Annotated in this window: 21 protein-coding genes; 15 read left to right on the top strand and 6 right to left on the bottom strand. The window is 39.1% G+C overall.

The window, feature by feature from the left end; all coding sequences use genetic code 11:
* From cpaB to VEJY3_RS12480, 12 genes are all read left to right on the top strand, one after another.
* On the top strand, positions 1–738 hold the full coding sequence (gene cpaB / locus VEJY3_RS12535) for a Flp pilus assembly protein CpaB (protein WP_041170265.1): 738 nt from the start codon (positions 1–3) through the stop codon (positions 736–738).
* 12 nt (positions 739–750) lie between these two features.
* Positions 751–2,217, top strand: coding sequence for a type II and III secretion system protein family protein (locus VEJY3_RS12530; RefSeq protein ID WP_014232849.1), 1,467 nt, complete (start codon positions 751–753; stop codon positions 2,215–2,217).
* An 11-nt stretch (positions 2,218–2,228) separates the two neighbouring features.
* Positions 2,229–2,450, top strand: coding sequence for a hypothetical protein (locus tag VEJY3_RS12525; RefSeq protein WP_014232848.1), 222 nt, complete (start codon positions 2,229–2,231; stop codon positions 2,448–2,450).
* A 36-nt stretch (positions 2,451–2,486) separates the two neighbouring features.
* Entirely contained in the window at positions 2,487–3,761 is a 1,275-nt protein-coding gene (locus tag VEJY3_RS12520; RefSeq protein WP_014232847.1) for a pilus assembly protein TadG-related protein, read from the top strand.
* 1 nt (position 3,762) lies between these two features.
* Positions 3,763–4,233, top strand: coding sequence for a TadE/TadG family type IV pilus assembly protein (locus tag VEJY3_RS12515; protein WP_014232846.1), 471 nt, complete (start codon positions 3,763–3,765; stop codon positions 4,231–4,233).
* Positions 4,230–4,745 carry a TadE/TadG family type IV pilus assembly protein gene (locus tag VEJY3_RS12510; protein ID WP_014232845.1) on the top strand — a complete coding sequence of 172 codons (516 nt, stop codon included), beginning with the start codon at positions 4,230–4,232 and terminating at the stop codon, positions 4,743–4,745. Before VEJY3_RS12515 ends, VEJY3_RS12510 begins: the two co-directional genes overlap by 4 nt.
* 10 nt (positions 4,746–4,755) lie before the next feature.
* On the top strand, positions 4,756–5,979 hold the full coding sequence (locus VEJY3_RS12505) for an AAA family ATPase (protein WP_041170264.1): 1,224 nt from the start codon (positions 4,756–4,758) through the stop codon (positions 5,977–5,979).
* A 120-nt stretch (positions 5,980–6,099) separates the two neighbouring features.
* On the top strand, positions 6,100–7,431 hold the full coding sequence (locus VEJY3_RS12500) for a CpaF family protein (RefSeq protein WP_374953218.1): 1,332 nt from the start codon (positions 6,100–6,102) through the stop codon (positions 7,429–7,431).
* A gap of 8 nt (positions 7,432–7,439) precedes the next feature.
* Entirely contained in the window at positions 7,440–8,408 is a 969-nt protein-coding gene (locus tag VEJY3_RS12495; RefSeq protein WP_014232842.1) for a type II secretion system F family protein, read from the top strand.
* A gap of 2 nt (positions 8,409–8,410) precedes the next feature.
* Entirely contained in the window at positions 8,411–9,370 is a 960-nt protein-coding gene (locus VEJY3_RS12490; RefSeq protein ID WP_014232841.1) for a type II secretion system F family protein, read from the top strand.
* Positions 9,371–9,391: 21 nt separating this feature from the next.
* Positions 9,392–10,408 (top strand): lipopolysaccharide assembly protein LapB, encoded by a 1,017-nt coding sequence (locus VEJY3_RS12485; RefSeq protein ID WP_014232840.1) that lies wholly within the window; start codon positions 9,392–9,394, stop codon positions 10,406–10,408.
* Positions 10,409–10,423: 15 nt separating this feature from the next.
* On the top strand, positions 10,424–11,518 hold the full coding sequence (locus tag VEJY3_RS12480) for a phosphatase PAP2 family protein (RefSeq protein ID WP_014232839.1): 1,095 nt from the start codon (positions 10,424–10,426) through the stop codon (positions 11,516–11,518).
* Here VEJY3_RS12480 and VEJY3_RS24825 read toward each other — a convergent pair.
* The 3 genes from VEJY3_RS24825 to chrA form a co-directional block, all read right to left on the bottom strand.
* Positions 11,437–12,711, bottom strand: a complete 1,275-nt coding sequence (locus VEJY3_RS24825; protein WP_041170263.1) for an O-antigen ligase — start codon at positions 12,709–12,711, stop codon at positions 11,437–11,439. The genes VEJY3_RS12480 and VEJY3_RS24825 overlap by 82 nt on opposite strands.
* A gap of 8 nt (positions 12,712–12,719) precedes the next feature.
* Positions 12,720–13,955: an O-antigen ligase gene (locus tag VEJY3_RS12470; RefSeq protein WP_014232837.1), complete on the bottom strand. Its 1,236-nt coding sequence runs from the start codon at positions 13,953–13,955 to the stop codon at positions 12,720–12,722.
* Between the two features lie 171 nt (positions 13,956–14,126).
* Entirely contained in the window at positions 14,127–15,266 is a 1,140-nt protein-coding gene (gene chrA, locus VEJY3_RS12465; protein WP_014232836.1) for a chromate efflux transporter, read from the bottom strand.
* A gap of 115 nt (positions 15,267–15,381) precedes the next feature.
* Between chrA and VEJY3_RS12460 the strand changes: the two genes are divergently transcribed.
* On the top strand, positions 15,382–16,299 hold the full coding sequence (locus VEJY3_RS12460) for a LysR family transcriptional regulator (protein WP_014232835.1): 918 nt from the start codon (positions 15,382–15,384) through the stop codon (positions 16,297–16,299).
* Positions 16,300–16,305: 6 nt separating this feature from the next.
* Here the strand turns inward: VEJY3_RS12460 and ebgR are convergent, their stop codons facing one another.
* Both ebgR and VEJY3_RS12450 read right to left on the bottom strand, forming a co-directional pair.
* Complete coding sequence (ebgR, locus tag VEJY3_RS12455; RefSeq protein WP_014232834.1) at positions 16,306–17,298, bottom strand: transcriptional regulator EbgR; 993 nt, start codon at positions 17,296–17,298, stop codon at positions 16,306–16,308.
* Between the two features lie 644 nt (positions 17,299–17,942).
* Entirely contained in the window at positions 17,943–18,941 is a 999-nt protein-coding gene (locus VEJY3_RS12450; protein ID WP_014232833.1) for a substrate-binding domain-containing protein, read from the bottom strand.
* A 460-nt stretch (positions 18,942–19,401) separates the two neighbouring features.
* Between VEJY3_RS12450 and VEJY3_RS12445 the strand changes: the two genes are divergently transcribed.
* The gene (locus VEJY3_RS12445; protein ID WP_014232832.1) at positions 19,402–19,998 is read left to right on the top strand and encodes an outer membrane beta-barrel protein; all 597 of its coding nucleotides are present in this window, start codon (positions 19,402–19,404) and stop codon (positions 19,996–19,998) included.
* A 32-nt stretch (positions 19,999–20,030) separates the two neighbouring features.
* Here the strand turns inward: VEJY3_RS12445 and VEJY3_RS12440 are convergent, their stop codons facing one another.
* Positions 20,031–20,582 (bottom strand): gamma-glutamylcyclotransferase family protein, encoded by a 552-nt coding sequence (locus VEJY3_RS12440; RefSeq protein ID WP_014232831.1) that lies wholly within the window; start codon positions 20,580–20,582, stop codon positions 20,031–20,033.
* A 213-nt stretch (positions 20,583–20,795) separates the two neighbouring features.
* Between VEJY3_RS12440 and VEJY3_RS12435 the strand changes: the two genes are divergently transcribed.
* Entirely contained in the window at positions 20,796–21,980 is a 1,185-nt protein-coding gene (locus VEJY3_RS12435) for an NnrS family protein (protein WP_014232830.1), read from the top strand.
* Positions 21,981–21,985 lie beyond the last annotated feature (5 nt).

The raw sequence follows: 21,985 nt of genomic DNA, 5'->3' as shown, positions 1-21,985 counted from the left end.
ATGAGCAGGACACAAATTGTCATGCTGCTATTGTTATCAATCGCGTTCGGTTTGGGGGCCGTGATGATTGCAAAGCAGTGGTTAGATAGTCAGACGCAACCTACCGTGAAGCTTGAAGAAGTTGAGCGACACCCGGTGCTCGTTGCTGCTATGGAAATAGAACCTGGCGTTATTATTGAAGAGAAACACCTTACAACTAAATTGATGGAAGTTGATTGGATAGAGGAAACAACACTAACAGATGCATCTCAAGCAGTGGGCAAAGTGGCTGCAAACTCCATATATGAGGGGGAGTTAGTCAACCCAAATAGAATTGCAGTATTGGGTGAAGGGGTGACATTAGCTGCTATGATACCTGAGGATAAACGAGCTTTAACTATTCGTGTAAACGATGTTATAGGTGTTGCTGGTTTTCTATTACCAGGAAACAAAGTTGATATTCTGAACACAAAGGGCGGCGGAACTAGCACCGTTTTGAAGAATATTAAAGTGTTGGCCGTGGATCAGACTGCTAGAACCAAGGATAACAAACCAGTAATTGTTCGCGCGGTTACCCTAGAAGTGTCACCAAAAGAAGCGGAAAAGCTGTTAACTGAAAATAGTAAAGGCCGAATCCAATTGGCGCTAAGAAACCCACTCACTGTAGATAAAGCACCGCCGAAGAGAACTTATACGCCACGACCAAGTGTAACTGTTATTAAAGGTTCTCAAACTTCCAATGTTCGCGTGAGTAATTAGGTGAATTGAATTATGAAAAGAACAATATTAATTTTAAGCCACTTATTCATGTTACTAGTAAGTGTAACAGTTCATGCGGCTGCGCAGTCCGGGCGAGTGGTAAGCGTACCTCACCACCAGTCAACTCAATTAATGATTTCGGGAAATGCTAAAAAAGTAACCTTAGGTGATCCTAGCATACTGGATATATTGGTACTCAAATCGAACGAGCTTTACTTAATTGGCAAAAAGTTGGGTACTACCAATGTATCGGTTTGGGATCGTAGTGGGCGAATTATTGAATCGTTTAATGTGGAAGTAACGCACGATCTCAATACGTTAAAGTCTAAGCTTTATCAGTTTTTGCCTGATGAGAATATTGAAGTACATAGCACTCAGGACAAAATTGTATTGAGGGGTTTGGTTAGCAATCAGCAAAACATGGATGTGGCTCTAAAGGTGGCTGAAACATTTGCCTCAGGTAAATCAGCAGATCAAAGTGAAGATAAAGAAAATAAAAGCTCAGTCATTAACTTGCTGTCTATTGGGGGCGCACAACAGGTGACGCTTGAGGTTACTGTTGCGGAAGTTCAAAGAACGTTAGTTCGCACCTTTGATTCCAACTTTCACTTTTTTCAAAAAAGCGGGGATATAACGTGGGGAGCTACGACAATAGGAAGCGCGATTGATGATATTGGGCCGATTTTGAGTGGTAACGCAGGTGTCAACGAGTTTGGTTTTTTAGGCTCTTTTCTCGACAGCAATACACTATTTACGTTTGCTCTTGATATAGCCAAACAAAATGGCGTAGCGAAGGTACTGGCTGAACCTAGCTTGACAGCATTGAGTGGCACTAAAGCCGAGTTTGTTGCCGGTGGTGAGTTCCCTATTCCCGTTCCTAACGACGATGGCATCACGATCGATTACAAAGAATATGGCGTAACACTGGACTTTATACCCTATATTCTTAGTGATAAAAAAATAAATTTAAAACTAAATGTCAGTGTGAGTGAGTTGGCGACTTCTGGTGTAGTGACCTATAGCGTTGGTGATACAAACGCTGCTTATTATATACCGCCTTTAACTACACGTAGTGCGGGAAGTACTTTAGAACTGGCTGATGGTCAAACAATGGGCATAGCTGGATTACTCAGTGAAAATGCTCGAAATGTAGATGAAGGTTTACCAGGCGTCGCTGATTTACCAATACTAGGACGTCTTTTCAAAAGTGAACAATTCACTTCAGGAGAGACGGAGTTGGTTATATTAGTTACCCCTCGGTTAGCAAAACCAGTTGATAGACGTAGGATTACATTGCCAACTGATGGGTTCGTCAGTCCAAATGATGTTGAGTTTTACCTACTTGGTAAAGGAGCGCATTTAGACTTCGATAAGTATCAACTTGACAGTAATGATAATACAGTGGAGCAAAACCATACTGATTATCAATTTAGCACTGGGGAAGGTGGTACTGATGGACAGTTTGGCCACAGTTTATAAGGGAGAACAAAATGAAAAAATTATTTAAATTAACTGCTTGTTTTGTATCCCTTTCCTTAGCAGGGTGTGCCAATGATCCTAATTTAGGGGTAGCTTTGAGCCAATTACAAGCAGAACAGACACTCAATTCAGATGCGTGGTACGAAAACATAGATTATCTACCAGACGGTAGTGGTGAGCGTACACAAAGAAGCTTAAAAGTGTACAACAGTAATAGTTCAGCCAAAAAGTAAGCGATCTATGAGTCGCTAATTGGCTAGGAGGTTGCTATGAGGTATACAAAACCAATAGCTACAAGACGATCTCAGCGTGGGATCACTCTAGTGTTAATTAGCCTAATAATGCTGATATTAATAGGCATGGGCGCATTTGCTATGGACTTAAATCACCAAGTTCTTAATAAAGCACGCTTGCAAAATGCGGTGGATTCGGCTGCTCTGGCGGCGGCTGTTGTTGCAGATAATACAAGTGACGTTGACCTCTCTGAAGCTGCCGCAATCAGTGCCTTAAATAGTTTTGCAGCAGCCTCCGGTAATCAAGAGCTTGTCTATACTGCAGAAGATATATCTGTAACCTTCTCCAACGACAAGCAATCCTTTGTTGATGCTGACAGTTTTTCCTTTAGTAGTGGAGATGACGATATTTATGTTCGTGTAGCAGTGAGTGACGTTTCTTTAACTCAATATCTAAGCTATGTATTTGGAGTGGGGAAAAATGTGTCAGCCAGTGCTGTTGCCGGACCTAGTTCTGCAATTCAGTACTCATGCAACATAACGCCTATGGCAGTGTGCGGTGACGCTACTGCAACTGATGAACAAGTATGGGGCTATAATCCTAGTGGCTATGACCCAGAAATATCAAAGGATCCTTCTACAATTAATGCACTTAAAGTAGGAGACCAAAGTAGTACTGATATGGGGCCGGGGAACTTCCAATTATTAGACTTTGGACAAGATACTACGGGAGGAGGTGCAGCTTTAGTAAAAGACGCTCTTACCGGAAATTATAATGCTTGTGCAACTATCGGAACAACAGTACAAACCAAGCCAGGTGGTAGTGTTGGTGCAGTAGCACAAGGCCTTAATCCTCGATTAAATGTTTACAAAGGCTCGATAAAAAATGATGGGACTGTACTCCCTGATATTTATGTTAAACAAGCCGATATCAGTAAAGATGCTGTAACTGGTGATATTACAGGTAGTGACTTCTATTACAAGGACTATAACGACTGTAAAACAGGTGGCTGCGGAGTTGCTTCAGATTACCCGAGTAATGGTACGGCAGAAAGAAGGATTTTAAGAGTCCCAATCGTTGACTGTACGGATTCTGGGTCGGGTAAAACCGACTTTGATGTCCTAGGGTTTGGTTGCTTTTTCTTGATGAAAGAAGTTGCCGGAGATAGTGGTACAGGCTCAGACGACAATGTGTATGGGCAATTCTTATATGATTGTCCAATAAACAACGGCTCTACCAGTGTGGAGCCTTCCGATTCAGGTTTTTATCGTATCCAGTTGTATAAAGATCCTCTAAGCGGAGTATCTTGATATGAGTAATGTACACAAATCTTTAGTTGGAGCTGGTAAATACAGCCAAACAGGCCTAGCGGCACTGGAATTTATTATTTGTCTGCCAGTGTTGCTTATGCTCGCGGTATTACTAATCGATGTCAGTCGGGCATTTATTCAGTACACTGAAATTAATAAAGCATTGCAAAATGGGGTTAGATACGCAGTAGTCGATACGTACGGGACGCTAGATTTTGGAAGTATCGCAGATGAGGCTCAAATTAAAAATATGGTGGTATATGGCAAGCCAATTACAACTGATGCTGATACGAAAGTTGTTAGTTATCTTAACACGGCAGATGTGATTGTTACTCCACCAACTGCTTCTTCGAAAGAAGTAATGATTTCTGCCAGCTATACATACGTGCCAATTTTTAGCAGTCTTCCTTTTACTGACAGTTCGCTTGCTTTTGAAATTGGTGCATCAAGTAAAATGAGGACTTCTCCATGAGTAGATGGTTGCTTCGTCAGAAAGGGGTTACTCAGGTTGAATTTACACTAATTGCATTAGCGGTATTATTAGTTATTTTCTCTATTATCGAGTTCGCACTTTATTTTTACTCTATTCAAATGGCAAATGAAGTCACGCGCAGGGCGGCTCGTTTAGCAACGGTTTGTTATATAGCTGATAGGGACGATATTAAGGAACTTTCTTCTGTTGAAGGTTTGTACCCTCCTGGTTTCAGCAAGGACAACTTGAAGATTAGTTATCTCAACGCGAATGGTAACGAAGTTAACGTGGACGCTTTTTTTTCTTCCTCTACTGACCCAGATGTCCTTAATTCAATTTTTGTGACGATTCGCTATGTGAAAGCCGAAGCTGATTACACCTTTAAATTTTTGGTTTTGTCTTTATTAATTGATGCCGTCGGTGCAACCCCTGACTTTAAGACCATTTTACCTGCCGAGAGCTTAGGGGTTTTAAGGCCGGAGTCAGGACTTGATGTTCATGAAGATTGTTAAGGGAATAGTCATGTTGAAACCAGTAGAAATGAATAAAGAAATTAAAACAAGCAGCATCCACTCCCTAAAAACGAATATTAATATTTGGGTGATTTATGCAACCGCTGAGTTTAAAAGTACGTTGGAAGCTGAGCTATCTAAGTGCGTCAACGTCAATATTGAATGGATAGATTTAAGTAAAATAGCGGTAACCGCCTTAGGCGATATAAGAATACCTGATGTCATTTATATTGAAGCGGGAAGCAGTTGGGCGCAGAAGATCTCCCATATTTACTCCAATGAAGGTAACTTACAGCGAAACCAGACTGCATTGGTAGTATTTGGTGATGAGCATGATACCACTTCACTTAAGTTAGCACTAAAATTAGGGGCTTCGGACTACTTACATCGTGAAGTCGGTTTCTATGAACTGCTGCCGCTGTTGGAGGATATCGCAAACGAAAAAGCTTCAAGCAGTGAGATTGGTGAATTATCTTTGTTTATTAATACCAAAGGTGGATCAGGTGCAACAACTGTGGCAATGAATACTGCCATTGCGTTATCTGAATATTCAAAAGGGAAAGTACTACTTATTGATCTGGGTATGCAATTTAGTGATGCGGCGGATTATCTTAATAGTAAGCCTAAATATAGTATTAATGACGTCATTGATACGATGAATGATCTTGATGACTTATCATTAGACGGCTTGGTATACAAGCACTCTTCTGGTGTTAACTATTTATGTTTTAGTGCTGATAGCATTAAAGATAATTATGATCGCGCGACAAAAGTCAGTGCTTTGGTTCCTTTATTACGTCAATACTATAAGCATATTATTGTTGATATGTCCCATGGAGTTGAACATGTTTTCCAACATGTAGTTGCTCCTGCTTCTTATGTTTATCTGGTTATGCAGCAAAATGTTACGTCAATTAAACATGCTGCGAATTATTTAAAGTCTCTTCAACTGGATTATGGCTTAACAAGTGGTCAGGTTAGGTTGATAATTAATCGTTATGAAAAGAAAACATCAATAACGATTAAAGACATCGAACAAGCATTTCCAAATCAAGACATTCTTTTAGTACCAAATAATTATTCTATTGCAATGGAGTGTTCAAACCTTGGTAAGCCCATTGTGCAATCAAAGAAAAATAGTGCAATTAAGTCCTCTCTAATTGATATTTCACATCAGTTAGAAGAACCAGCAGAAACACAGGTTCAAGGTTGGTTGGGTAAATTATTTTCTTAGCAGGGAGTTGCTATGTTTTTTAAAAGGAAAAATGTCGGCAGTAATTTTTCAGAAGCTGAACTGCTGAATACGAAATCAGAAGCTCAAGTAGAGCATGTTTCCAAGACTAAAAATAGTAGTATGGTTCACTCTTCAGCGATTGAAGAAAAAGTCCGTAAGATGGAAGCTGAAAGAAAGCAGTTAGAGCATGACCAAACGATAAAACATTACTATCACAGTAAGTTACTTGACACCTTGGATTTAGGATTACTTTCTCACCTTCAAGAAGATAGAGCCAAAGAAGAACTACGAGAAGCGGTGGTACATTTAATAGCCGAAGATCAGACTCATCCTTTAAGCTCAGAAGCTCGAAATAGGATGATTCGTCAAATTGAAGATGAGATCTTTGGTCTAGGTCCGCTTGAGCCTTTACTGGATGACTCCACAGTTTCGGATATTCTGGTTAATGGCCCTAAAAGTATTTTTGTTGAACGTTTTGGTAAACTTGAAAAAACACCCCACACATTTTTAGATGACCGCCATTTACGCAGTATTATTGATAGAATAGTCAGTCAAGTAGGCCGACGAATTGACGAGTCTTCTCCTATGGTAGATGCCCGACTTAAAGACGGTTCTCGTTTTAATGCAATCATCCCGCCTTTAGCCATTGATGGTGCATCTGTATCTATTCGTCGCTTTGCTGTCGAGCGACTAAATATGGATAACTTACTACACTTAAACTCTCTTTCAGAAGAGATGGCCAAATTTTTAAATGCAGCTGTGGTTGGCGAACTCAACATTCTTATCTCCGGTGGTACGGGTTCAGGTAAAACTACCACTCTTAATATCTTATCTGGCTTTATTCCTTCTGATCAGCGCATTGTAACCATAGAAGATTCAGCAGAGTTACAACTTCAGCAGCCTCATGTGGTTAGACTCGAAACTCGCCCTGCTAATATTGAGGGTAAAGGTGAAATTTCTCAGCGCGAGTTAGTAAAAAACTCTCTACGTATGAGACCAGACCGAATAGTTGTTGGTGAGGTGCGAGGCAGTGAAGCGGTCGATATGCTATCTGCAATGAATACGGGCCATGATGGCTCTCTCGCGACCATACACGCTAATACCCCAAGAGATGCTTTAAGTCGTGTGGAAAATATGTTCTCAATGGCGGGCTGGAACGTATCAACGAAAAACCTTCGCTCTCAAATTGCGTCAGCCATCAACCTGGTCGTGCAGATGGACAGGCAAGAAGACGGTAAGCGTCGTATGGTCAGTATTCAAGAGATTAATGGGATGGAAGGTGAAGTGATCACTATGTCTGAAATTTTTAAGTTTCAAAGACAAGGTGTGGATGAAAATGGCAATGTGGTTGGTGATTACATTGCTACTGGGATTGTACCTGATTGTCATGATCAATTGATTAAACGAGGTCTGGACGTTCCATTTGAGATATTTAATGAGAAGGTTCGTTAGGAGGGATTATGGACGGTCAATTACCACTGTTTTTACTCTTGTTATTCCTATCAGTATTTTTCATCAGCCAAGCGTTGATAATGCCGTCAGCTGGGAAAAAAGTAAAACATAGACATTTAATTCAACGCATTAAAGATAGCCATAAACACATTGATCAAGAGAGTGTTTCGTTATTAAAAGAAAACTCGCTCAAAAATTTATCAGGCATAGAGCGATTTTTAGTTCAGTTTTCTTTATTTGAAGTGTTTAAAAAGAAATTGGAGCTTGCAGGTATTGAAACAACATTTGGAAAATTCTTATTTTTATCCTTTATTTCAGGGGCTATAGTTTTATTGATCCTCGTTTTAATTGGACAACCTTGGTATATAGGGGTTGGTTGTATGATATCAATTTGGGTTGTTGAATATTTTATTGTTCAAAAGCGTATTGCTGATCGACTCATGAAGTTTGAAGAGCAATTGCCTGAAGCATTGGATATTATAAAGCGAGTACTTCAAGCAGGGCAGCCGATCAACCAGGCGTTTGGAGAAGTCGGAACAGAGATGCCAGCACCTATTGGACCTGAATTTAAGAACACCTTTAGTTTATTGAATTATGGTTATGACATGAGATTGGCCATAATGCAAATGAGTGAGCGCGTACCCACTGTTTCGATGATGGCATTTTCTAGTGCAGTTCTATTACAAAAAGAAACAGGGGGTAACTTAATAGAAAATATTGAAAAATTATCTCGTGTACTGAGGGATAGATTCAAATTAGCAAGAAAAATTAAAACCATTTCTGCTGAGTCTAGGATGTCAGCATGGGTTCTTGTACTTGCACCTTTTGCTATGTACATCATTATTGCAATATTAAAACCAGATTATATATCCACTCTACATAATCATCCAACAGGAATAAAAATGATTATAGGAGGAATGATTTCTTTGTTCTTGGGTTCTATATGGATTAGAAAAATAGTCAATTTTGAGGTGTAGTTATGGAGTTCATAAATAATATATTAGCTAATGCCAATATAAATAAAGAAACATTGTTTATGTTATTTGTTCTCGTAACGACAGTATTGTTTGTGATGACAGTTGGATATATATTTATAGGAGTAAATTCACCTGTTAAAAGAAAGTTAGCTGATTTGTCCGTAGGTCAAAAAGAAAGTCATTCTTCCGCTAATGAAAAACTTTTGAATAGACTGGAGTCTTTAGCTCCACTAACTTCATCTAGTAATGAAAAAGAACGAAACTCTACTCGTATGTTATTAATGCATGCGGGTTACCATCAGAAAAATTCACTCTCTCTTTTTTATTCGATTAAATCTCTAACCACTATTATAGGATTAGTAATTGCTATGGGGTTGTATATATTGCTACCTCAATCTAATAAGCTGTACATATACATGGCTGCTTGTGTATTTATAGGATTAATTTTACCCGATATTCTTTTAAAAAGAATGGTGAAAAAACGTCAGAACAGGATTCGTTCCGGAGTAGCAGATATGCTTGACTTGTTAGTTGTTTGTACTGAGTCAGGGCTCGGTTTTAATGCTTCTTTGCGTCGTGTAGCAAACGAAATGGTTATTTCTCATCCCGAGTTAGCTGAAGAGCTTGATACGGTCTGTATGAAAATTCAAGCGGGTAAATCCATGCCTGATAGTCTGAGAGAAATGATAGTTAGAACAGGATTAGAAGAGTTTCTAGGGTTAGTCAGTATGCTAAGTCACGCTTCACGAGTCGGTGGGAGCTTAGTGGATTCTTTACGAGAGTATACAGAAGACTATAGAGATAAAAGACAGCAAGCCGCAGAGGAAATAGCTGCTAAAATTCCAGTAAAAATGATGTTTCCTATGGTTATATTTATTTGGCCTTGCTTTTTTATTGTTGCAATTGGACCATCATTGATTACTCTGTCTGAAGCATTTTCAGGTGGAAACGCTTTAGGTTAATTTTTATTAAAGGGATTTTTTATGTGGAAGGTTTTTATATTTGTATGTGTCACCATCTTTATCTCTGGATGTGCAAGTAATGATACTAAACAAACAGCATTTGATAAAAGCTTGTATTCAGGTAAGCCTGTAGAAGCTTTGACTAACGAGCAACCTCCAAAGAATGAAGAAGAAGCAATATCTCGAGGAGATAGTGCACTAACGAGTAACAATACCGATCTTGCGTTGTATGAATATATACGCTCTCTTACATTTGAAGATGGTATTCATAAGGATAAAACATTGTATACCATTGGGCGTATTCACGAGTCACGAGGTGATTTTGAGCTCGCAGACAAGTCTTATAGAGCTTCTCTGGCTGAAAATCAAAATCATATAGGTTCACTAGAAGAATTAGGGAAGCTTTACACAAGGAAAGGTAGAAAAGGAGTAGGAAAAAGTTATTATCTGAGGGCCCTAAATGCTGATCAATTGCGCCTTGGCGGGGGGGGGGATATAACAGTAGACGATATATCTAGTGAGAGCATTTTATCTCTAAGATATGATGAGAAATCGCCTGTAAATGCCTACACTGGGTTGGGTGTGCTCTATGATATCAACAATAACCATGAGGTAGCCCAAGCATTTCTACGTAAAGCGATAGATATTAAACCTTACAATGAAAGTGCACTTATAAGTCTTGGTTACTCGTATTATATGGTTGGTGACTACAGAAAAGCATCTAACTTTACTAACGCAGCTTTGAATTTAAACAATAATAACGAAAAAGCTATTAATAATTTAGGACTAATAGCTATAGCTCAAGGACAGCCTCGTAAAGCTTTAGGTATTTTTGGGCAACATATGTCCACATCTGAAGCATTGAACAGTGTTGGATATTTCCTAATTCTCAGGGGAGAGCCTGGAGAAGCGATACCTTACCTTCAAGAGGCCATTGACCAGAGTCCATCCTACTATGCAAAAGCAAATGAAAATCTCGAGAGAGCGCTATCTATGGTTAGAGCAGATAGAGATACATCCAAAGCCATTATTCAGTGATAGAAGCATTAGTTAATGGAATTAGAAGGTAAGGGAGCAGAGGCTCTACCTCTATATTTAGAAATCAAGCATGTATTGCGAACTGATAAGTCGCTATTCATGCTTGTTCTTCTTTCAAGCATAATTACATTTTTTATCATTCATTATTTTGAAAATGAGATCACTTACGAGTATCAGTTTAGAGATTACTTGTCGATGGTAATTGGGTGTCTTTATGCTACCTTTCTCGCATGGTCAATTTATCTATATTTTAAGTTTATACTTAGTAGAGAAAATAAACCAACAAAAAAATATATACTTGCTATAAAGAATTTTTTTACCCCTATCAATAAACCTATTGTTTTTATAGTTAGAATTCTGATACTTAATATTTGCTTTTCGAACTATACATACCTGAAACAGATAATCCCAGATATAAACCCATTTAAGTATGATCAGCTATTCTCAAATTTAGACTTTTGGATTCATGGAGAAAAGTTTCCTTGGGAGTGGACACATACGTTCTTTTCCCATTCTATATTTACATACTTTTTTATGTTCTCCTACCAAATTTGGTTCGTATTAATTTGGGGGAGTTTTTTGTACTTTTTGTGTGCCTGTAAAATTGAAAATTATAGGCAGCAGTATCTGCTTAGCTTTCTTTTATCATGGTTTTTCTTAGGAAGTATAATGGCATTATTACTATCATCAGCAGGGCCTTGCTTTTTGAATCACCTTAAACCTAGTAATAATACTTATCTTCCATTATTAGAAATACTCGAAAGTCAAATGCAGTTTCTTGATAATATTCCATTTTATCAAGGGAATGTTATCAATGTACAAAACTACCTATGGGACATCTACGTAAATGGTGATACCAATATAGGAGCTGGTATATCAGCGATGCCAAGTATGCACGTATCTTCTTCTGTTCTTATGGCTTTAGGTGCTTATCAAGTTAATCGAACAGTGGGAATGCTATTTTGGATTTATGCATTAATAATACAAATAGCATCTGTTCATCTTGGTTGGCACTACGCGGTTGATGGTTACTTTTCTTTTATAGCTACGTTATTTGTTTGGTTTTCGGTGAAATTATTTCTTAGCTTGAAATTTCCTGCTAATACATAAGCTGTTGCTATAATAAATAAAATTACTGGTGGTGCATGGTATAATGTTCCGTCATATAAACCATGAATTGTTATTCCTACAACAACTCCGTAACAATAAACATTATTAATATTGTTATCCATTTTAACATTGCGTATAGCCATTCTAATTATATTATAGAGAATTGCTATAAATCCTATGGTCCCTAATATCCCAAACTCTAATAAAAATTGAAGAACAAAATTGTGAGGTTGTAATAAACCTATTTTAGTCTTGAATATATGCGCTTCTGGACCATGTCCAATAATTAGATTTTCTGATATCAAGTTTATCGACTCTATCCACAAGTCAAGACGCCCTGTAGACAATTTATCTAACGTCAAATCTGGGGATTGTGATAATCGGAAAAATCTATTCAGACCATTCCATTGGTATACATTAAAGGGGATAGAAATTATACATGATACAGTCATTAAGCCCAACGTATACAATACACTTTTAGCTTTTAAAATGAAGTTAATTGATATTAATGATATAGACAATAATGTACTAATCAGTAAGGCGAGTATTGCTCCTCGTCCTCCTAACCAAAAAAGTAATGAGAAGTTAATTACAAATAAAGCATTTAAATACATTTTTTTCTTAAAGCAACTCTCTAATGTCATAGATATTATACAGTATAAGCAACCAAGCATGGCAATATAACCTAAATATCTTATGTTGCTAGCTATAATTATACGGTTTTTCTCATAATTCATAATACTATTTGGATTAAAGTTATAATCCAAGAAAAGTACTAAAGCAGCTATACATATAGATAGACATACTGGAAGAAAAAAGTGCTTATTTTGTCTGTTGTAAGTAAAGTAGATAGATAGATAAAAACAAAATATTATATGAGTAACTATTTCTAAATATCTTATTAAACTATATAAGCTCCTAACTTCTCCCAAATAAACATACAATGATATCAAAGTAGAAATTGTAATTATGGTTAAAAATAATAATAAAATAATCAATTCTTTATAATAAATTGACTTTACATGATTTTTTATCTGTTTTTTGTATATAATATGAATTAAATTAATTACAGATATTTCAAAGAAAAGAACAAATAAAGACCCATAAAAAGGCGAATTAAAGTTAATAAAGGCTGCTATGGAAAGTATAAATAAAACCCTAATTTTTATATTGTCATAGTCTAGCTTATTCATATCCATCCTTAAGTATGATTTATAATTTTATGAGAGCTATATTTTGAATAAGAATATGAAGCTACAACACATAAAATAAAAAATGGTGGCGAGTAGTATAGTGTTCCTGAAATAAAAGCATTAGATATAATGCTTACTAGAATAGCGATAGAGAATAAATTATTAGTGCTTAGCTCATTTTTTATATTAATATAACTGGTTTTATTAATATAAATGATAAATGATAAGAATAGTATTAAACCTATTATACCATAATCAAATAACCACTGAACTATAAAATTATGTGGGTGTCTATATACTGTATCAGAGTTCAGTATGAAACTTTCAGCACCATAGCCAAAAAAAGGCTTTTCTTTTATGAAATTCCAGCTTGTTTCCCATAGCTCAATCCTATTAGTTGATAATGCATTGAGGTCTTTAACATAGTATTCTTTAGCATCTAATAGCCTGTTTAAACCATTCCAAGAATACACGTTGAAAGGTAACGATAAGATTAATGAAGTTATAATAAGACAAATTAAGGTTACCGAGTTTTTAATCTTTAACTCATTGTGTTTATAAATAAATATGATAACTAATGAAATCCCAATCAGATACGACAAAATTGCACCTCTTCCTCCCAACCAAATAATCAGTGAGATACTAGTTATTGTAGATAGTGTAAAGAGTATATTGTTTATCCGCTCACCCATTAATATCTTAATTGATAAGTACAAGGTGCTGATAATCACTATGTGACCTAGGTGTCTTATATTACTGGAAGTAATGATTCTTAGTCCCTCATTATAATCAATATTAGTTAAGTTAAAGTTAATATCAATGAATAACAGTGAGGAAGCTATCAGTATTGAGTGAGGAAGAAAATCAAATGGAAGTTTGTCACTAAGAGAAAAGTATTTAGCTAGACTCATAATAAAAACAACGTGTGTAACCATCACTAAGTATCGAAATATTGATACTACAGTTTCAGCGCTCCAACCCAGCCTATGGATCATTAACAGGCTTGATATAGTTATAGAAGTTATATATAAATATATAACTATATGGATTGGTTTTAATGATAGATAGGTATCATTATTTTTTAAGTTATTTACTAGCCATATTATTGATAACTGAAAGAAAAGTACAATGAACTCCCCTACTAATGGTAAATAAAAATGCATAAAAGGTGTTAGAAATACAGCCAATTTAAGTCTATTATCAATTTGAGACAAAATTGACTGCTGTTCCATTTTTGCTTCCATTCCTAGCCACCACTTTATCTTCTTTTATATTTAATCCTAATGCTAAATTTAATAGATATATTGTTGTTTTTCCAATAAATGTTTTTAAATTGAATTTTTACATAGTAAATGTGACTTAGAATCAACTTAGTTTGTTCTAATGAAAGAAAAAGAATGGTTTCAGCCTGTTTTTTATGATAGTTGCGGAATGAGGGAAGCCCCAACAAAAAACACAATCATCCACAGCACTGAAACATTCAACTTCTTAAGCAGATAGAAGCCAGCAATCACCAGGGCAATATCTATCGGGTCTGCGACTGCACTGCTAAACACAGGTTGATAGAGTGCTGCTAATAGCAGACCAACAACGGCCGCATTTACGCCACTTACAGCTCCGGAAATAGCGGGTTTCGCTGCTAGTTGTTGCCAGTTTTTTAGTACGGCAAGTAAGAGTAAGAAACCTGGCAGGAAGATAGCTAATGTAGCCACTAGAGCACCCAAAACCGGTGTCTCTGATAGTTGATAACCAATATACGTTGCGAATGTAAACATAGGGCCAGGTACGGCTTGAGCAGCGGCGTAACCGGTTAAAAATGCGTCCTGGCTGATTTGATCGCCAAGGATACTTTCCAACAGGGGAAGTACCACATGGCCACCGCCGAATACTAAACTTCCTGCCTGAAAGAAGTCATTAAACAGGCTTACCATTGGGGTTGTATGTGCAATGAGAGGTAGCCCGAACAGTAGCACTGCAAAGACCACAAGCGGTGTTAAGTTGGGCTTAAACGGTTGTGCAGGAATGGCAGATTCTTTCTTCAAGTAGCGTACACCGACCATGCCAGCGATAATCAAAACCAGCATCTGAGTTGCTATGCCTGGCACAAGCAAAAGTGCGTTCGCTGTTGCGACACATAACCCGGCCGTTAACTTAGTTTGGCAAAAGTTCTTGTGCATTCCCCATGTCGCATCGGCTACCACCACAACGGCCAGCAACTTTAATCCGTGTACGATGTTTTGAAACATAGCCGTATCGGTGACTTGGCTGCTTACCATAGCTAATACCAGCATGATCAGCACTGAAGGTAGCGTAAAGCCTATAAAAGCTGCGCATGCTCCCCCTAAGCCACCACGTTTATAGCCCAGTGCAAATCCCACTTGGCTTGAACCTGGGCCGGGTAAAAACTGGCTTAATGCTACGATTTGTGCATATTCGCTGTCATCCAGCCATTGGAGCTTTTCAACGAAAGTTTGGCGGAAGTAGCCAATGTGAGCGGCAGGGCCACCAAAGCTGATCCAACCGAGCCAAAAGAAAGTTTTAAAAATAGTGAACATGTTGAGCCTATTTATCTAAATAGAATTTTTATGTTGTTAATTTAGCGAGTGGTTTAAAATGACTCAAATTGATAATCTGAATTTAATTTATGAATAAAATAGGACAGGGAATCTAGTGAAAGACGACGTTCAATGGCGCAACATTGATTTGAATCTGTTGGTGACATTTTCTTACTTATATCGCTATCGAAGTGTCAGTTTAGCGGCTGAGAATAGCTATGTGAGCCAATCTGCAATGAGCTATAGTCTATCTCGTTTACGGTTACTTTTTGATGATCCTCTTTTCGAGCGTAAAGGACACAAAATGGAGCCAACAGAACATGCTCACAATATTGCTCCAATCGTACATAATCTTCTGGACTCCATAACAAAAGACCTACTGACTAAATCTGAGTTTCAGCCACAGAGTTACTCGGGTGTGTGTCGCATTGGTTTAACGGATTACGCTGAATTCATTTTTGCGCCAGCTATCTATGATGAAATTCATAGGCAGGCATCTGACGCGAAAATCAGCTTTATTAATGTTGATCGAAGTAATTACATGCAACGAACCGAGCGCGATAAGTTAGATCTTGTGATTGGTAGCATACCTGCTTCTGAAGAGGACTATTGTAGCCAGTACCTCTATACCGAGAAACATGTATGTTTATGTGATAAGAAGGTGTTGAACGGTAAGTCAGCGTTATCTGTCGTTGAGTTTGCCAATATCAAACAAGCATTAGTCAGTCCTGATGGCAGCTTAAAGACACAAGTAGACCAAAAGCTCGCGGAGCATGGTTTGAGCCGCCAGGTCACCGTGGCATCACGTAACTTTCTTACTATTCGTCACTTACTTAAACAGCGAGATCTTATAGCGATTGTGCCGGAAAAGATGGCGCTGTCTGAAGGTTTTTCAGATGATTTAGTAACGATTCAACCACCTATTTCAGTGGCGGATTTTGAGATTTCTATGATATGGCACACCAGTCGCGAAAATGATGAGAAAGGTATCTGGTTGAGAAAGTTGGTAGCAGAAACGATTACTTCTCAGTGATAACGTTTACCCTGTTTTGGTCGTGTTACGTAAAATTATCTCGCTAGGAACATAGACTTTAAGAGGTAACTTACGATCATCACGGTACTTTTCCACCAATAAGTTAACCCCTTGAGTCCCCATCATTTCAGAGTGGATACGTACCGTTGATAGTGGAGGGAAGGTAAAACTAGCGGTTGGAATGTCGTTCATACTGATCACAGCAATGTCGTTTGGAATGTGCAGTCCGCACTCATGGATAGCGCGTAAAATCCCGATTGCAATCGTGTCTGAGGTGACAAATATGGCAGTAGGAATATCTCCTTTAGCCAACATCTCTGTGCCTAAGTCATAGCCGGACTGGCTTGAACCGTCGCCGCAATAGATATCCGATTCTGAAACTAAACCTCTTAGGCTGGCGTATTCGACAAATGCAGTCTTTCGGCTATCAGTCGAATCTGTTTGGCTTTGACCGCCTATAAAGCCAATTCTCTGATAGTCCTGATTGTCATAAAAGTCGACGACTTGTTTGCTTATCCGCTCGAGATCGGCACTTACGCAATCATATGGATTATCTTGTTCAGAGACATCGATGCAGCAAATAAAGCTTTCTAAACGCTTAGGTAACTTATTGATAATCCTTTGCTCTATATCGCCAACAAGAAGGATACCTGTGATTTTCTGAGTATCGGTTTCCAACTCATTGTTGTAGCAGTTGGTGAGGGTAATACCGAGCTTCTCGCATTGGCTTTCAATACCATGACGAATCGACAAGTAGTAAGGATCACTACTTTCGAGTTCTTGTCGGTAATTATAAAGGGCTAAGAAATGATGCCGCTGGGTGCTTTTTACGGCCGAGCCTTTTGAACTTTTGGAGCGATATTCGAGTTTTTCTGCAATCTCTAAGATCCGACGTTTGGTTTCTTGTTTTACATTTAATGTCGGATCATTATTTAAAACACGCGATACCGTCGCAAGTGATACACCAGCCTCGCTTGCAACGTCTTTTAATTTTGCCATGTACCATTCCCGTAGACACAACGCGCGATCTCGATGAGAAAGCAGTAATACCGCTATTTTAAACAGTGGGTTATGCAGAAACAAATTTTCCTCACTGTTTTCTTTTTCCATTTCATTTGACCATCTACCTTAATGACTTTTCTCCCCAGTATAGAGCCCCTTGTTTTTCATCAACGGTGTTTAATTGATCAACTTAATCAATTCAATAATCATGTGGAAACGTTTACATGATTAGAGGTTGATCACGGATTTCGATCGATATTGGTTGCTAGAATTTAGCCAGTTCTTTTTCAACTATGCCCGTGTTGGGCTGATGGTCATGCAGAGCACACCGTTTAAAAAAACGGTACTCGATGAACTGGATTTGGAAACACAGTATTCGGTATTTGGGAAGACCAAATAAACCAAATGGGGGCTCAACAGTGGGGTGTTGAGCTCTGGGGGTTGCTATCAGCAGCAAACTGTTTATTAGTTTGAATTTATAGATAGCGTTTTGGGTGGGCGATTACCAGCTTAACTAAGTCGTTGATCATTGGTGTCCTAGACGAGATGAACAGCGACTTACCTAGGGTGGTAGTTAGCCCACTTTTTCTTACTAAGGCAGCTGCGCTCTTAATCACGTGTGGTCAACTGTTGTTGATAATTTATACTTTTGCCACAGAATCCCTGCGAACTAACGTAGGGCTAAAAATGATCGTCTCATCTTCAACTTTTTCGTTACGAGAAAGCGCTAATGCTAAACGAGTAGCGCGTTCAGCCATCATTTCAATAGGGTAGCGGATGGTAGTTAAGCCTGGATGGACAAAGCGAGCAATGAGTCCGTCATCAAATCCCACCATAGAGACTTGTTGCGGCACATCAATACCGTTTTGCTCCAATGTCGCTAAAGCGCCCGCTGCCATGTAGTCGTTATAGGCCACAACTCCTGTTATTTCGAGAGACTTAGTCAACAGGTTGGTCATTGCTACTTCGCCACCATCACTGTTAGGTTCGCCATATTCGACGTAGCTTTTTGACAACTCAATACCATGTTCTTTTAGTGCACTTTGATAACCTTGTAAGCGCTCATCGGTATCTTCGATGTCATGAGAAGAGGCGATACAGGCGATCTTACGATGTCCGTGACGAATCAAATATTCAGTGGCTAAGAAGGCACCTTTGCGGTTATCGAGAGAAATGCAGCGTTCGGCCAGCTCGGGAATATGACGATTGATCAGTACCAATCCTTTGACTTCTTTGGCATAGGCGATGAGTTCCTCGTCAGAAAGCCCTTTGGCGTGAATGACAAGAGCGTCGCATCGGCTGTTCGCTAATAAATCCAGAGCGCGGCGTTCATCGTCTGCATTATGGTAACCATTGCCAATCAGGATGTGCTTACCATTTTCACGTGCAACGTTATCAACGGACTTTACTAACGTACCAAAAAAAGGATCGGATACATCACCTACCAGTACACCAATAGTATTTGTACTCTGGCTTACCAATGCTCGGGCAGCGGCATTAGGGCGGTAGCCTAATTTACTCATAGCCTGTGTTACAGCATCAATGGAGTTTTGGCTCGCTTTTGGCGATTTATTGATTACGCGAGAGACGGTAGCAACGGATACACCAGCTTCTTTTGCAACATCTTTGATGGTTGCCATATTTGACCTTTATGGGCGAGAACATTTGACTGAAAGTATTAAACACCCATAGTGTAATCAGTTCAATTCAATAGAGAGTTTGCAGTTGGAAATGAGATCTTTACCACCTGTTTTTATTAAGTTTACTGTTAGTGTAAACGTTATACCTTTTATTAAAGTTTTAAAGAGTGTTTTATCATGGAAAACAGCTCTTACTCAGACTTTGTCTAGGTGAGTAGTGAGACGTCGGAATACATATTGTTATTTTAGAAATGCATGATGAATCTGAACGCGTGTTACTGACTTTTGAAGGCACGACGCTTGTTTAGGAAGTACGTTTAAATAGGTAATATTTATATCAACCATATTTATGTATTGCGTCGCATTTTATTCATCTATCAATATGAATAAGCTTCACTGTAATTATAATCCCTGCGCTTTTTGAAATCGTTTAAATACATGAAAGGTATAGGAAATTATAATGAAAAAAGTAATACCACTATTGGTTCTAGGTGCAGTGGTTGCGTCAGCGTCAGTTCAAGCAAATGATAACTGGTATGTTGGTGTTGATGTTCTTAATTCTGATCTTGAAGTTGAAGGGATCTCTTCTGATGATTCGGTGACGGGTTTGGGCATCGTTTTAGGTAGCGAAGTGCAATACTCAGAAAACTTCAAACTGGCTTTGGAAGCTGAGTACGTTAGCTACGGTAGCTTCGAGAAGAAAGAATCTTCCATGGGTGACTGGGTAAAGGTTTCTATTGATGGTTACGCTTTTAACTTGAATGCTAAACCTAAGTACCAATTCTCTGAGTCTGGTTTTTACATCGGTGCGCTAGCTGGCCTTGGTATAATTGGTGTTGACTTCGAAGTAGCTTCAAACATTTTGGATGCAAATGGCAAAACTGACGGCAGTGATGTGGGTTTTAACTACGGCGCTGAAGTAGGCTATGAATTTGATTCAGGTGTTATTGTTTCTGGCGGTTACCGTGTTTCTTCAGTAACGATTGATGTTGAAGGCGGTGGCGAACTCGATTTCGATTTCGACAGCGTTTATGTTGGCGTAGATTACAAGTTCTAATCTAAAACTAACTGAATACTAAAAAGGAGCCTTTAGGCTCCTTTTTCGATCAACGCATCAATCAGCTCATAATGATGGTCATGAACACCTGCGAGGTTTCCGTATTTCGGTTGATGACGATCATTCTCTTTCGCGTGTTGCCAACCCACGGTATGCCTAACAAAGTGTTCGGCAAAAGAGTGGGAAACCTCCAGACAACCAGCCAAAACGGTATCAACGTAGCTTTGCATTATCGGGCTGTTAGAGCAAGGTGGCAGTGGCTCGTCCTTTACATAAACCCAAATAGCGTGATCGGGATTAAATGGTTGGTCTGTTTCAATTTGATCGGGACTAAGCTGAATACGGTGATAGCCACGTTCGCGACGATCGAATTCTGCTAAAGCTTCATCATTGACTTCAAGTAGCACGCCGTTGACCTGTCCTTGTCCTTCGTTCACGACCAGCGGGGACAAGGTGTAACTTTCATCGATTTTGCCCCAATAACGAACTAATCCGTGTGCGATGACTGGAATCGCCGCGCCTGTTTGTCCTGTCAACTTTCGAGAAGCGGAATTAATCAAGCTGCCATAGCCGAATATGTACATCTGTTTACGTCCCTTACTTAATTGCGAACCGCCTTTCTTTATACCTAACCCTTCGTAGAAGCACAAACTTTACCCCCAAAGTATAGTCTTCTCATTAACATGTATTTTTAATGTATGTTTATGGTAGTATCCATTTTGTCGCTGAAAATATCTGGGCTGGCAAGAATGATCCGATCATTCAACCTGCATCGAAACAAGCTTGAGGGCCAAAAAATGCTGAATATCACCGATAAAAAAGTGGAAGAAAAAATCCCTGCATGGCTGCGTTTAGGGTTTCGACCGTTTTTCCTATTTGGCGCTATCTATGCCATCGTCGCGATTGCCTTGTGGGTGTGGATGTTCCAGACCGGACAGCCCAGTGCACTTCGCGTTCCTGCTCTTTGGTGGCATGTGCATGAAATGTTATTTGGTTTTTCAATGGCGATCGTCGCTGGCTTTGTGTTAACTGCGGTACAAAACTGGACGGGAATAAATGGCACCAAACATTACACACTGTTGGCTATTTTTGCCTTGTGGCTTGCGCCCAGAATTTTACTCTGGACGCCAATCCCTTTGTGGTTAACGAGTACTATCGAAGCGTTATTTTTATTGTTTGTCGCTTATGAAGTAGGGATCCGAGTATACCGCTCTAAAGGGTGGAGAAATCTGTTTTTTGTCCCACTGTTCTTATTGGCGATCTTTGCTAACTTTGCCAGCTACGCGACGGTGAAGGGCATGCCACCATTTTCCTCTTCAGCGGTTTGGCACGCTATGCTGTGGTGGTTTACCTTGTTATTGTCAGTAATGGGTGCACGGGTCATTCCGTTCTTTACTGCCCGCCGTTTTAATTTCGAAAAAGCGCAACCTTTGGTATGGCTTGATTGGCTGGCAAACCTTCCTTTGGTAATGTTGTTTATCTTAAGCTTCTTCCCTGTAACTTTTTCTCAACTTGGCCAACCTTTAATGGTGTTTGCCGGTTTAGCTCAACTTGCTCGCTTCTTACGTTGGAAGCCATGGCTAACCTTAAGTGAGCCTCTCGTTTGGTCGCTGCATGCGGCGTATTTGTGTTTGCCATTGAGCTTGATCTTACGTGGTGCTTGGGATGATGCCTTTGCGGCTCATAACCTGATTCACTTATTCGCGATAGGTGCTTTAGGCGGTTTGATATTAGCGATGATTTCGCGTGTCACCATGGGGCATACGGGGCGTATGATTTACAAAGGACCGAATATGAGTATCGCCTTCGCTGCCGTTATTGCCGCAGCCGTGGTTCGTAGTTTTGCTGTGATTTTCGACCCTGCCAGAATGATGTTGTGGATAGATATCAGCGGCGGATTGTGGATATTAGCATTTGGCATGTTTGTATGGCGATTTGGTTTTATACTGGTTACCCCGCGTGCCGACGGTCATCCAGGATAAAGCTA

Source organism: Vibrio sp. EJY3 (assembly GCF_000241385.1).
Taxonomy (GTDB): domain Bacteria; phylum Pseudomonadota; class Gammaproteobacteria; order Enterobacterales; family Vibrionaceae; genus Vibrio; species Vibrio natriegens.
Note: the sequence above shows the minus strand (reverse complement) of the source record. Positions and strands in the feature narration are given on the sequence as shown.